12 protein-coding genes and 1 tRNA gene are annotated in these 12,932 nt (G+C 64.4%); 8 read left to right on the top strand and 5 right to left on the bottom strand.

Annotated elements, in window-relative coordinates; all coding sequences use genetic code 11:
* Positions 1 to 39: 39 nt before the first annotated feature.
* From murA to ACOEQ1_RS04760, 3 genes are all read right to left on the bottom strand, one after another.
* Positions 40 to 1,302, bottom strand: a complete 1,263-nt coding sequence (gene murA, locus ACOEQ1_RS04770; RefSeq protein WP_419758071.1) for a UDP-N-acetylglucosamine 1-carboxyvinyltransferase — start codon at positions 1,300 to 1,302, stop codon at positions 40 to 42.
* 41 nt (positions 1,303 to 1,343) lie between these two features.
* Positions 1,344 to 1,898, bottom strand: coding sequence for a dCTP deaminase (dcd, locus tag ACOEQ1_RS04765; RefSeq protein ID WP_419758070.1), 555 nt, complete (start codon positions 1,896 to 1,898; stop codon positions 1,344 to 1,346).
* An 86-nt stretch (positions 1,899 to 1,984) separates the two neighbouring features.
* Positions 1,985 to 2,203, bottom strand: a complete 219-nt coding sequence (locus tag ACOEQ1_RS04760) for a hypothetical protein (protein WP_419758069.1) — start codon at positions 2,201 to 2,203, stop codon at positions 1,985 to 1,987.
* Between the two features lie 97 nt (positions 2,204 to 2,300).
* Between ACOEQ1_RS04760 and ACOEQ1_RS04755 the strand changes: the two genes are divergently transcribed.
* The 3 genes from ACOEQ1_RS04755 to ACOEQ1_RS04745 all read left to right on the top strand — a co-directional run bounded on the left by ACOEQ1_RS04755 (position 2,301) and on the right by ACOEQ1_RS04745 (position 4,998).
* Positions 2,301 to 2,375, top strand: a tRNA-Thr gene (locus ACOEQ1_RS04755).
* A 568-nt stretch (positions 2,376 to 2,943) separates the two neighbouring features.
* Complete coding sequence (locus ACOEQ1_RS04750) at positions 2,944 to 3,342, top strand: host attachment family protein (protein ID WP_419758068.1); 399 nt, start codon at positions 2,944 to 2,946, stop codon at positions 3,340 to 3,342.
* 354 nt (positions 3,343 to 3,696) lie between these two features.
* Entirely contained in the window at positions 3,697 to 4,998 is a 1,302-nt protein-coding gene (locus tag ACOEQ1_RS04745; protein WP_419758067.1) for a class I SAM-dependent methyltransferase, read from the top strand.
* 79 nt (positions 4,999 to 5,077) lie between these two features.
* Here the strand turns inward: ACOEQ1_RS04745 and mntR are convergent, their stop codons facing one another.
* Positions 5,078 to 5,539: a manganese-binding transcriptional regulator MntR gene (gene mntR / locus ACOEQ1_RS04740; protein ID WP_419758066.1), complete on the bottom strand. Its 462-nt coding sequence runs from the start codon at positions 5,537 to 5,539 to the stop codon at positions 5,078 to 5,080.
* Between the two features lie 190 nt (positions 5,540 to 5,729).
* Here mntR and ACOEQ1_RS04735 point away from each other — a divergent pair, with 190 nt between their 5' ends.
* The 5 genes from ACOEQ1_RS04735 (at position 5,730) to ACOEQ1_RS04715 (ending at position 11,086) form a co-directional block, all read left to right on the top strand.
* Positions 5,730 to 7,088, top strand: a complete 1,359-nt coding sequence (locus ACOEQ1_RS04735; RefSeq protein WP_419758065.1) for an NRAMP family divalent metal transporter — start codon at positions 5,730 to 5,732, stop codon at positions 7,086 to 7,088.
* Between the two features lie 11 nt (positions 7,089 to 7,099).
* A complete protein-coding gene (locus tag ACOEQ1_RS04730) occupies positions 7,100 to 7,246 on the top strand; it encodes a hypothetical protein (RefSeq protein WP_419758064.1) in 147 nt (48 codons plus the stop codon).
* A 145-nt stretch (positions 7,247 to 7,391) separates the two neighbouring features.
* A complete protein-coding gene (locus ACOEQ1_RS04725) occupies positions 7,392 to 8,108 on the top strand; it encodes a hypothetical protein (RefSeq protein ID WP_419758063.1) in 717 nt (238 codons plus the stop codon).
* Positions 8,109 to 8,150: 42 nt separating this feature from the next.
* Complete coding sequence (gene murJ / locus ACOEQ1_RS04720; RefSeq protein ID WP_419758062.1) at positions 8,151 to 9,725, top strand: murein biosynthesis integral membrane protein MurJ; 1,575 nt, start codon at positions 8,151 to 8,153, stop codon at positions 9,723 to 9,725.
* Positions 9,726 to 9,871: 146 nt separating this feature from the next.
* A complete protein-coding gene (locus ACOEQ1_RS04715) occupies positions 9,872 to 11,086 on the top strand; it encodes an alpha/beta hydrolase family esterase (protein WP_419758061.1) in 1,215 nt (404 codons plus the stop codon).
* 64 nt (positions 11,087 to 11,150) lie between these two features.
* Here ACOEQ1_RS04715 and ACOEQ1_RS04710 read toward each other — a convergent pair whose 3' ends face one another.
* Positions 11,151 to 12,890: a glycosyl hydrolase family 28-related protein gene (locus tag ACOEQ1_RS04710; protein WP_419758060.1), complete on the bottom strand. Its 1,740-nt coding sequence runs from the start codon at positions 12,888 to 12,890 to the stop codon at positions 11,151 to 11,153.
* Positions 12,891 to 12,932 lie beyond the last annotated feature (42 nt).

Genomic DNA, 12,932 nt, shown 5'->3' with positions numbered 1-12,932 from the left:
CTGGGTGCTCGGCGTCAGCAAGCACAATCGCCTGCGCGCTTACACGCTGATGCGCTCGATCGTGGCTCCCACCGCCGACAACTTGCCCTCGACATCCTCGTAGCCGCGGTCGAGGTGATAGACGCGGCTCACCACCGTCTCGCCCTTGGCGGCCAGCCCCGCGAGGATGAGCGAGGAAGAGGCGCGCAGATCCGTCGCCATCACCGGCGCACCGGTCAGCGCCGGCACACCGCGCACGATCGCGGACGACCCATGAACGTTCACCCGCGCCCCCATGCGCGCGAGCTCGGACACATGCATGAAGCGGTTCTCGAAGATCGACTCCGTAATCATCGAAGCGCCCTCCGCGACCGCCATCAGAGCCATGAACTGAGCCTGCATGTCGGTCGGGAAGCCCGGGTAGGGCTCCGTCATCACATCGGCCCCGTGCAGCCCGTTGAGGCGCCGCACGCGCACGCCTTCGGGCACCTCGGTGACCGCGATGCCGGCCTCCTCAAGCACGCGGCTGACCGCGCCCAGATGGTCGATCCGCGCGTCGCGCAGCACGACCTCGCCCCCGGCGATGGCGACCGCGCAGGCATAGGTGCCGGTCTCGATCCGGTCCGGAATGATGGCGTGCGTCGCGCCGTGCAGGCGCTCGACGCCCTCGACCACGAGTTCGCCGGTGCCGATGCCGCTGATCCGCGCGCCCATCGCCACGAGGCAATGGCAGAGGTCGATGATCTCGGGCTCGCGGGCGGCATTGCTCAGAACGGTCTGGCCCTCGGCGAGGCAGGCCGCCATGAGCAGGTTCTCGGTGGCTCCCACCGAGACCACGGGCGAGATGATGGTCGCCCCCCTTAGCCGGCCGGCAACGCGGGCGACCACGTAGCCAGCGTCGAGGTCGATGATCGCCCCCATCTGCTCCAGACCCTTGAGGTGGAGATCGACGGGGCGCGTGCCGATGGCGCAGCCGCCCGGCAGCGAGACCCGCGCCTCGCCCATCCGCGCCAGCAGAGGCCCGAGCACCAGGATGGAGGCACGCATCTTGCGCACGATGTCGTAGGGCGCCTCGGTGTTCTTGATCGGGCCGCCGAGGGAGAGCGAGCGGCCGTCGTTGCCGGTGCGTGCCACGGCGATGCCGTGCTGGTCGAGAAGCTCCGCCATCGTTTCGATGTCCGCAAGCCGGGGCACGCGGGTGAGAACCAGCCGCTCCTCGGTCAGCAGCCCGGCCGCCATCAGCGGAAGAGCGGCGTTCTTGGCGCCGCCGATGGGAATTTCACCGTGCAGCGGGCGGCCGCCGACAATCCTGATGCTGTCCATTAAGCGATCCTATCGTAACAAGCGGGCTTGACGCACGGGCTTCACAGGCGGGGCAGCGCGACGCCGCGCTGGCCCATGTACTTGCCCGCCTTGTCGGCGTAGCTGACCTCCGGCGCGCCTTCGCCGCGCAGGAACAGGAACTGGCAGATGCCCTCGCCCGCGTAGATCTTGGCGGGCAACGGCGTCGTGTTGCTGATCTCGATGGTGACCTGCCCCTCCCATTCCGGCTCCAGGGGAGTGACGTTCACGATGATGCCGCAACGGGCGTAGGTGGACTTGCCGAGGCAGATCACCAGCACATCCCGGGGGATGCGGAAATACTCGATGGTGTGGGCCAGCGCGAAGCTGTTGGGCGGGATGATGCAGACCGGCGTCTTGCGGTCGACGAAGCTCGACGGGTTGAAGGCCTTCGGATCGACGATCGCCGAATCGACGTTGGTGAAGATCTTGAAGTCGTCCGCCACCCGCGCATCGTAGCCGTAGGAGGAGAGCCCGTAGCTGATGACGCCCTCGCGCTTCTGCGTCTCGACGAAGGGGTCGATCATGGCGTGCTCGATCGCGAGCTTGCGGATCACATGGTCGGGCAGGACGGACATCGGCGGTGCGGCTCCAGGCGACTCGGGAGATGGGCAGCGGTCGGCAAGCGACCGGTCTAGCCCAGGCGGCCCTCCAAATCCTAGAGCTACTCTGAAATATCCGGATACAAGCTGTGCGGAGGATCGGCGGACGTGTCCTGCTCGGCCTCGCGGCTAACCTCGCGGCCGGTCTCGCGGCCTTGGGCCTGGGCGCGGCGCCGGCGAAGATTGGCGCGCAATGCCTGAGCCTGGCGCGCCTCCCGCTCAGCGCGAGCTTTCAGGGCGGCGGGGGTCAGCTGCGGTTCAGGTTTCGGCGGCTCGCTCACGCAAGAGATCTGCGTCGGGGCTTCAGGTCTTGTCAATGACAGCGGGGTTGCGCCTTAAGGCGCTGCAGCCTATGAAGCCGCCGCGCGCCTCTGGCACGCTGCTGTAGCTCAGTGGTAGAGCACTCCCTTGGTAAGGGAGAGGTCGAGAGTTCAATCCCCTCCAGCAGCACCATCGGCCTGATAACCTGGGTTCGCTTGTCGGTTTGCCGGTTCTGATCCGGAGCTTCAGGCAGCTTCCTTCGAGCGTAGAGACGGCAGTGCCCAATATAGGCGGTCTCGTGAGCACGGATCAGGTCGACGACGCTGTTCCACAGCCAAGACGGCGCGTCGAGCGACCGGGAGCGGTTGCGCGGCAACTCATCCAGCCAAGCCTTTTGAGAGGCCTCAGCCAGTGGGCGGGCATGGCCTCGCCCCTTCCGGCAGTTCCGCGCGAGTTGATGATTTTGAGCCACACGTAGAACCGCCTTGTGCTGCCGCGCACATACCCGTGGGCAGCTGCCGCCATCTTCTATTCTGTCGGCTGCCTGGAAGTTCGATCGAACATCAGGCGCCGCATACTGCACAAGCGATAGGCAGCTTTGTCGACCCATGATGAAGATGCACGGACCAGCGCTCGCGGTTGCTCCGCCACACGACATACGCTGCCGGGAGCCTGTCCGCGTGCTCATCATGCCAGCGACAGCAACCTTCTAATCCGACAGATCATAGCCACCTGTCAGGAAGTACAAGGAGATACCGTTATGTCGAAAACTATTCCAGCAGGCGCATTGGTCGTAGTGGCCGATGGTGGCAAGGCAATATTGCTGCGCAACAGCGGCACGGAGGCGGAGGTCGTCCTTGGCGAAGAGCGGCGACTCACGCTGAAGGACTTCGTCAACGACGGACCGTCGGGCGCCGGACTTGAAGACCAGTCACCTCACGACACGGGAGAAGCGACGTTCGCGAAGCAGCTGGCAAAGACACTCAACAAGATGTTCGATCAGAACGCCTTCAAGTCGATCGTTTTGATTGCGGATCCGCACACGCTTGGGCAGTTGCGGGATGCCCTGCACAAGAACGTCGACAAGGCCGTCGCGTACACGCTGTCCAAGGACTATACGAATCATTCGATCAAGCAGATCAATGAGGCTTTGGGCTAGAACCATCGATGACGTCTTCTGCTCCATTGGCTGGACGCGGCTTTTTGGACTTCCTGTGCTTACGGCCATGAACAGCCGCTTCGCTCCGGCGCTGATCTGCCATGCTGGCGGCTGCCTTCAGCGCCTCTGTGTCGGTGCAGCGAGCTTCACACCCTCTTAGCTTTACATTCTGTCATAGCCTGGAGCCTGAGCGGAGGGTGCCGCGCAGGCTCCAGTCACGGGGTTCCTCAGTCAACGGGCAATCAGCGGTCGCCATTCGGCACCTAGTGGTCGTAGACGGCGCGGAGCCGCAAGTGTGTTTTGCCGCTTGTAGCAACGCTGGCAGCTTGATGGACAGTAGGTGAGTTTCGTGTAATGTTCTTTCTGCGCAGTTTGGAGCAGGAAGTGCGTCAGATATTCGATCTTACCGAAATCGATGACATAAACCGAGCCTTCGATGACGAGGCTGATTGCATAAAGCAGCTAGTTGACGTCTTTTGGTTGCCGCCCTCAGATGGTTCCGCTGCGCCGTCACTTGATCCTTTTTCGGAGCAGTTCAAATCGCAGGCGACCGCTCGCCTGAACGAAATAACTGGCCGCCTCATCTATGATGCGTCCGAGAACGAAAAAGCGCCCTATCTTTCAGATGTCAACGCCGGCCCAGTCGTTCCTAGCCACTACACCGTTGGGGACTCCGCTTGGGCGGGGGAGTTCATCCAAGCGCACGGTGCCGTCCTAAAGGCGCTTGCCATGCGTTCAGGTCAGCGCATTCTGGAGTATGGTCCGGGCGACGGCCAGATCATTCTTCACCTGTGCAGAATGAAATGCAAAGTCACAGCGATCGACATCGAGCGACGCTACTTATCGCGTATCCAATCACAGGCGGCTGCTCTTCAACTCGATCTGGTCACGCTTGAAGGAGAGTTCGGCGATTCTGAAGAAGGAGTGCTCTACGATCGCATCCTATTTTTTGAGGCGTTTCACCATGCTCTCAATCATCATGATCTGGTCAGAAAGCTAGCTAAACTCCTCCAGCCGGACGGGTATATCGTTCTTGCCGGCGAGCCAGTGTTGGAACGCGACAACTACTACCGGCAGACGTTGCCATATGCTTGGGGACCGAGGCTCGATGGCCTGTCGCTTCGGGTCATGCGAACCTACGGCTGGTGCGAACTTGGTTTCGCAAGAGAATACTTCATCGAACTCTGGATGCGCGCAGGCTTTCTCGTAACGTTCATGAACGATGCTGCGAGCTGGCGCGGCTCGGCATACATCGCGAGGCCAAACCGCGCTCTGACCGTGGACATCACAGGACCATGTCTTCTCGAAGCCTGGGGTTTTCCCGATTGCTGGCATCCTGGCGAGGGCAACCTTCGCTGGAGCAAATCGGAAGCCTCCGCCATTCCACTCGACGGGAGCCGGGTTTGGCGGCATGTGACCATCAATCTGCAGAACGCGCTTCCTCTCGACAAGAAAGTGCAGGTGACATCGGGCAGTTTCTTCGACGAGTGCCTGCTCGCGCCAGGGTCAGCCAGGACCATAACCATCCCATACGCACAGGTTAATGGCCGAGTGGTGTTCAACTGTGCCGTTCACCGGCCTTGCGATCTTAGTGCAGAAAGCCTGGATAGCCGCGAATTGGGGTTCGCGATAATCGGGATGGTCTACGATGACTGATGTTCACCATGCCTAGGCCTTAGGCCGCTGCAGGCATGCAATCGCCAAGCCTACAATTGCCGATCAGCCCGGACCCGTGTCAGACTTCCCGCCGCAGCCGCAGCAGGTATCGGCTGAACGCTGCGAGCGTCGCCTCCGAGGCATAGTGCTCCATGCCCTCGGCATCGGCTTCCGCAGCCTCCCCCGGCACTCCCAGCGCCAACAGAACCTCCACCATCAACCGGTGCCGGGCGCGAACCCGCTGCGCCAGCTCCTGCCCCGCCTCCGTCAGGAAAATCCCCCGGTAAGGCCGCGACGTGACGAGACCCTCGCGCTTCAGCCGCGTGATGCATTTCAACGCCGTCGGATGTGTCACACCCATGCGCTTGGCGATGTCCGTCGCCCGCGCCTCGCCGTGCGCGGCCATGAGGTCCGCGATTAACTCGACATAATCCTCCTGCACCACGCTCGACCGGGCTGTCCGCGCACGGCCGAACCGTAGAGCCTGCGTCGGCTCCTCGGGCATGTCGGTCACCGCTGGTTCAATCCGCGTGTCAGCCAAGACCTGTTTCCACCTTCATCCCCCTCGAATGACTGTATCGGATCATCAGCGTCGTCGCGTCAATGTGAGGCCGCAGCCCTACAGCAGCCCCAAGGCCAGAACTCCAAGCCTATTGACTGAAATGTAACCACGGCTACATTAGCCACATCAGAAAGTCGTGCAACCCCAGTTCATCAAGGAGCCGACAGCGGTGAGTTTCGATCTGCGCGATACCGGCGCCGCCGAGGCCGCGCCGCCGATGTCGCTCGAGGAACGACTGCGCGCCCGCGACCGCTCGCGGATCCTGGCGAGCCGCGCCAGCGGCCGCTCCTTCCGGTTACTCTGGCTGCTCGCGGGACCCGGGGTGCTCGTCATGCTCGGCGAGAACGACGGACCGAGCATGGTCTCCTACGCCACGACTGGCGCCACCTACGGCATCGGGTTTTTCGTCCCCTTCATCCTGGCAACCTTCGTCATGGCCTACATCGTCCAGGAGATGACGGTGCGCCTGGGCATCGCGACAGGACGCGGCCACGCGGAACTCATCTTCCAGCGCTTCGGCCCCTTCTGGGGCTACTTCGCGATGGCCGATCTCGTCTTCGGCAATGTCCTGACGCTCGTTACCGAGTTTATTGCCATCCAGGCTGGCGGCCTCTACTTCGGCGTCCCGACATGGCTGTCGGTCCTGGTCGGCATCGGCATGATCGTGGGCTCGCTCCTGCTCCGGAGATATGCGACCTGGGAGAGGCTGCTGATGGGCCTCGCTGCCTTCAACCTGCTCTTCATTCCGGCCGCGCTGATGGCGCATCCGAATGGCCATGCCCTGGCCCACGCCATCGCCCACTGGGGGCCGCTTCCCGGCGGCCTCGATACCGCCTTCGTCACGCTGATCCTCGCCAACATCGGCGCCACGGTGACCCCCTGGATGATCTTCTTCCAGCAGAGTGCCGTCGTCGACAAAGGCCTGACGCGGGCCGACCTTCCCCAGGGCCGCATCGATACCGCCATGGGCGCGCTCATCGCCGCGGTGACCGCGATCGCGACCGTGGTCGCCGCCGCTCCCCTGTTCGCGCACCATATCGACGTGGCAAACTTTGCCAGCGGGGCTGACTTCGCGAGTGCGCTCCGGCCCTACATCGGCACCACCGGCGCCACGCTCTTCGCCCTCGGCATCGTCGAGGCCGGCCTCGTCGCGGCGATGACGATCTCCACCAGTTCCTCCTATGCGCTGGCCGAGACGCTCTCGGCCCGGCACAGCCTGAACCTCGATTTCAACGATGGGCGCCTGTTCTACGGCGCCGCGATTATATCGGCCGTGGTGGCGGGCGGGATCGTGCTCATCCCCGGTGCGCCGCTGCTCGCGGTGACGCTGACGGTCAACGTCGTCGCCACGCTGCTGATGGCGCCGGCGCTTCTGTTCCTGCTGCTGCTGGTGAATGACCGCGAGATCATGGCGGGCCTCGAAAACGGCTGGCGGGCGAACCTCGCCGGCGGCACCATCATCATCGCAATCTCGCTGGTGGGAGCGCTCTACGGCGCGATCACGGTCTTCCCCGGGATCTTGGGGTAAGGAGGACAAGCATGAGCGACATCCTGCCACCGCTGCCCCGCCGCCATCTCGGCCCCCTGATACTGACGGTGCTCATCCTGCTGCGGATTTACGTGATCGCCGCTATCCCTATCGTGGCCTACGCCTTTATCCGCGCCCTGCTGGCGCCGCACCATTGAAGAAGCGACCGTCTTTTTTGTAGCGGGGGCAATGCCCGCGGTTGCAGCCGGGGCTGCGCACATTCACATCAAGCGCTTATCCATGAGATAACCACGGCACACATGCTCCAGTGCTGCTGGCCAACCGATACCCAGGGATCAGGCAGTGACCGACGGCACCGACGACATTCTCGAGACCGACCAGTGGGCCAACACCGTCGGCGACGATGGCGAACTCGAGGGGCTCTGGGCGGCACTCATGGAGGCAACGTCCGCGGTCGAAGCCAAAGCACTCGATGGCGCGCTCGCGCAATATCTGGCAGGCCTCGGCGCGCGCTCGAGGCGGACCACCGAGGGCCTGATCTTGGCGGCCACTGCCGCGACCGCGACCGAGGGACCGGGCTGGGAGGATTGGCGCGTCATCCTGCACCGCCACTTCATCCGGGACGAACGGATGGACCTAGCGGTCGCCGCCGCCATTCTGCTCGAGCTTCGCAAGGCCGGAGCCAACCCCGACTGGCATGCGGCACCGGAGCGGGTGATGGAGCGCGTCATCGGCTCCCTCGTGCGCGACATGCTGCGCGAACTCGATGCAATCGAAGAGGGCGCGCAGGCGACCGCCCCCTCCGCCGTCGCCGCGTCCGGCTTTCTCGCGACCCTCGCGAGCGAGCTTTTCGACGTGTCCATTTCCGTCTCCGAGGATCAGCGCGAGGAGTTGGAGAATTCTCCAGCGGTCGCCGAACTGCTCGGCGATCTGCTCCGGCAGCTGAGCGAGCGGGGCGGCAGCGAGACGAAGCAAGTGGCGACCAACCTCGTCAAGGCGCGTGCCCTGGTCGAGGTGACGATGCGGCAACTTGAGCTTGGAAGCGCTGTCGTGCATTAAAATCCCGCCCGTTCGAACGGGCGCGTTGCTTTAGGGATTAGCATGGCTCTGCTCCGCCGCGTGGCGACCGTCGGCGGCTACACGATGATCAGCCGCGTGCTCGGCTTCGTGCGGGAAATCCTGACGGCCTCGGCACTCGGCGCGGGCGCTACCAGCGACGCCTTCTTCGTCGCCCTCCGTCTGCCGAACCTGTTCCGCACACTGTTTGCTGAAGGCGCCTTCAGCGCTGCCTTCGTGCCCCTGTTCGCTGGCATGATCGCGAAAGAGGGGCGCGACTTCGCGATGCGTTTCGCGCAGGACACCTTCTCCGGCCTGCTCACGGCGCTCGTCATCTTCCTGACCCTTGGCGAGATTTTCACGCCCGCCATCCTGCACGTGGTCGCCCCGGGCTTCGACGTCGATCCACCGCATTTCCGGCTGACGGTCGAACTCACCCGCATCACCTTTCCCTACCTGGTGTTCATCTCCCTCGCCTCCTTCCAGGGCGGCTTGCTCAACGCCGTGGACCGGTTCGCGGCGACCGCCGCCACCTCCATCCTGCTCAACCTGTTCCTGATCGTCGCCCTGCTGCGGCATCCGGTCACCGGCGAGAAGCTATCGTGGGCCGTGACGGCCGCTGGCGTCGCGCAATGCCTTTGGCTCTTCTGGTCCTGCCGGCAGGCCGGGCTGCGGCTCGGCTGGCCGCGCATCCATGTCTCGCCGGAAGTCCGCCGCCTCATGCGCGTCATGCTGCCGGGCGTCTTCGGCGCCGGCGCCACCCAGATCAACCTCGCCGTCTCCACCGCGATCGCATCGCTGGCGCCGGTCGGCTCGGTCTCCTACCTCGCCTATGCCGACCGGCTGAACCAGCTGCCGCTCGGCGTGGTGGGGGTGGCGGTCGCGACCGCCATCCTCCCCACCCTCTCCCGCCATATCCGCAAGGGCGAGGACAGCGCCGCACTGCATACGCAGAACCGCGGGCTCGAACTTGCCTTGCTGCTGACGCTGCCGGCCGCGATCGCGCTGCTGCTGGAGAGCCACGCCATCCTGCATGTGCTGTTCGAGCGCGGGAAGTTCGGCCCGCATCAGGTCGACGAGGTAGCGCCCACCCTCGCCGCCTACGCCTTCGGCCTGCCGGCCTTCGTGCTCATCAAGGTCGTCATCACCGGCTTCCTGGCGCGCCAGGACACTCTGACGCCGGTCAAGGTCGCCATCGCCGTGATGGTCGCGAACCTCGTGCTGACAGTCTCCCTCGGGCTCTACTCCGGTCTCGCTCACGTCGGCATAGCGCTTGCCACCTCCACCGCCGGCTGGCTCAACGCGCTCAGCCTGATGGCGATCTCCGCCCGCCGCCGCCAGTTCTCACTCGATGCCCGCTGTCGCCGCACCCTGCCGCGAATCCTGCTCGCGGCTGTCGGCATGGGAGCCGCCCTTATCGGACTTCAGCGTCTGCTGCAGCCGGCGCTGAACGCCCCGCACCTCGTCGAGCGACTGGCGGCGCTGGCGGGGCTGGTAGGCGGCGGCATCGCGGCTTTCGCCCTGCTCTGTCTCGCGCTTGGCGTTGCCCATCCGCGCGAACTGAGGCGGATGCTGGGCCGGAGAGGCCGCGCCGCGGCGGCACCACCGCTCCAGACCTGAGCGTCGGCTTACCTCCCGGCGTAACAGAAGCCGATACGCAAAACTACGGTCCTTGCAGTTATTGCTGCGCTGCACCATCTTGTTCGTTGTAACGAACTGGCTGGCGCCCGACGCCTGCGCTCCACCCACTGCAAAGGTCTTCTGCCATGGCGCATAATCCCGCGAACGATGGCTTTCTCAGCAACCTCATGAAGCTCAAGCCGCAGGGGCTGGGGAAGACGATGCAGTCGTTCGACATGCCCGGGCTCGGCGCGCAGGGCGGTGGCGTTCTGGCCGAGACGGCCGTCTTTGGGGACAACCCCGGCAACCTGCGGATGCTCTCCTATGTGCCCGATGCGTTGCCGGCGGGTGCGCCGCTGGTGGTCGTCCTGCACGGCTGTACGCAGACGGCGAACGAATACGACCGCGGCACCGGATGGTCGACGCTGGCCGAACGCTTCGGCTTCGCTCTGCTGCTGCCCGAGCAGCGGCGCGCGAACAACGCCAACCTATGCTTCGACTGGTTCCAGACCGAGGACATCGAAAGGGGCAGCGGCGAGGTCGCTTCCATCGCCGCCATGGTCACGGCGATGATCGACACCCACCGCATCGACCGGCGCCGCGTCTATGTCACCGGCCTCTCCGCCGGCGGGGCGATGACGGCGGCACTGCTTGCCACGTACCCGGACCTGTTTGCCGGTGGCGCGGTCATCGCCGGACTGCCCTTCGGCTCGGCGCATGGCATGTCGGAAGCCTTCGGCGCGATGGGCCAGGGCCGCGTCCGCTCAGCCCGCGAACTCGGTGACCGCGTGCGCGCGGCATCGCCGCACCAGGGCCCGTGGCCGACGGTCTCCATCTGGCAGGGCACGTCCGACACGACGGTCAACCCAGTGAATGCCGACGAGTTGCGGAAGCAATGGTCGGACGTTCATGGCGTGGCCGACGCCGCATCGACGGACGGTGTGATCGACGGCGCCGCGCACCGGGTGTGGCGGAATGCGAAGGATCGGGAGGTGGTGGAGACCTATACGATCACCGGGCTCGGCCATGCGACCCCGATCGATCCCGACACGGCAGACGAGGACGCGCAATGCGGGACCGCCGGCGCGAGCCGGTTCATCGTGCCGGCCGGCATCTCATCGACGTACCTGATCGCGGAAAGCTGGGGCTTGATCGGCCGCCGGCGCACGGTGCGCGGAACGGCTGAACAGCCGGGCCAGAAAGCCACGACGGCGCCGCGCCCGGCCGCGGCCTGGCAGGACTTTCTCCCCTCCGGCAAGGAAGCCGTGCAGGGCGTTGCGGCAAACCTTGCCGACCCTGGGGCGCTGATCACGAAGGTTCTACGTTCGGCCGGGCTCATGAAGGACGGCAAGAACCGGTAGTGCGTCTGGATTACCCCGAAGTTGCGGCTGCGGGCCTGGCCTGCGCGCGGGCGACGCGGCCGCATCATTTGATTTGAAGCGCATCATCGACCGACCCGGCCGGCGGGCTGCCTGGCAACGCAAACCGGCTGGACGTACGATTGCCGGCAAGATCAGGGTTCGCGGTTTTCTGTAGGATGATGGGCACGCCCGAACCTACTTCGACACCATGCCGGAAACGTCCGTAGCCGATGAATTGATCATCCTTGATCGCGATACCGGTCACCGCGGGTGCGTTGGACGAGCCGCCGTTCGTGACGAGGACGTTGGGACCGCTGACGTTACGGAACACGGTGTTGCGGATCGTTACGCCCTCGGTCTCAGGTCCTTCATCCCAGAAAAAACTAGGACCGATCACGATGCCCGCCATCACGGTGTCATGACAGAGGCTGTTCTCAACCAGCGCGTGCGACGCCTTAATCAACAGGCAGCGCGCGTGAAGAGATTGAAAGCTTGAGTTGGTGACGGTCAGGGTGCCAACGCCGTCCACATCGATGACCCGGTCGATCCCGTCGGTGTCGTTGCCTTCCGATCGAACTGGCGCATAGCCGGGGTGGGCGATCTTCACCGACTGGTCGAGCGTCAGTTGGCACGTGATCAAGGGCTTCTTCTCGCACGTCATTTGCGTGATCGCCACATGGGCGATGATTGCCTTGAGGCGCCAGTCCCAGACCGACAGGTGATCACCGACGGCGAAGTCGGCGCGGCTACCGTCGACCTGGAGCACTTTCGGCGAAAGCTGAGCGTAGATGCGCGCGAAGTTGGCGCCCATGTTCAAGCAATCGTCCCATGAGCCGCTGATATCGACATGATCGAGGATGAGGTGGACGTGGTTGTTAAAGACCATGGCCCCGCCTACCGACGCGACCAAGTCTCCCGAGCCCGGCGGCACCTTCATGGTGAAGTGGTCAAACTCGACGGTTCCGCTGTCGTGGCCGACGATGAAACCACCCTCGTCCCCCTCGGCAAAGTAGGTCACGTCGGCGATTGTCACGTCATGGCTGCGTAGGATCAGGAAGGCGCGCCCCTTATAGACGCCCGACCAGACAACGGCTTGCTTGCCGAGATCGCCCGGCTCCGGGGGAGTGTTCAGCATCAGTTCCCACCTGAAGGCGTCGATCCGCCGGCGTGCGACGATGGTCGGCGGCCAGCAAACGCTGGGGTCGCTTGGCTTATAGAAGGCGCAGGCGGCGCTGTGATCGCCCCAACTGCCGGAGGCTGGGTCGTTGAACACAAGCAGCAACTTCTCCTGGACCAGCAGGGGGCCATCCAACGCACCGGCCTGGGGGTCGAGGTTCAAGGTGACCGCTTTCCGGGCGACATCGACCTGCTTGACGACACCCTGAGCAAAAAGCTCAGGCGCGCGATCCAAAGTGAAGCCCGCGACCCGAACATCGGATGAGCCCACAATCGTGAGGATCGTGAGCCGAGGCATGGTGCCGATCAGCACCGTGCCGGACGTGCCGACGAGAGAGATGTCATGTGCGCCTGCCATGACCAGCCTCGACAGCAGATAATGGCCTGCGGGAACGATGACTGTGCTGGGCCGTCCGGTATGGATGGCCGCGTCAATTGCGCGCTGTATGGCAGGACCATCGTCAGCCCGCCCGTCACCCACAGCGCCATAGGCTCGGACGTTGAAGTCGTCGGCTGACGCGCTGTTGAGCGTCATGACAGATGACAGCAGAAAGATGAAGACTGCGACCGGCACCCGGAAGCGTCGCGCGACGACGAACGCGGACCGCGGCGTTTCGATGAGGTCCATCCTCTTCAGGGCGCGGTCAAGCTCCAAGCGACACGCGCCGAG

Origin of the sequence: Acidisoma sp. (assembly GCF_965199065.1) — a bacterium.
GTDB lineage: Bacteria > Pseudomonadota > Alphaproteobacteria > Acetobacterales > Acetobacteraceae > Acidisoma.
This window is presented reverse-complemented; position numbering and strand designations above follow the sequence as displayed.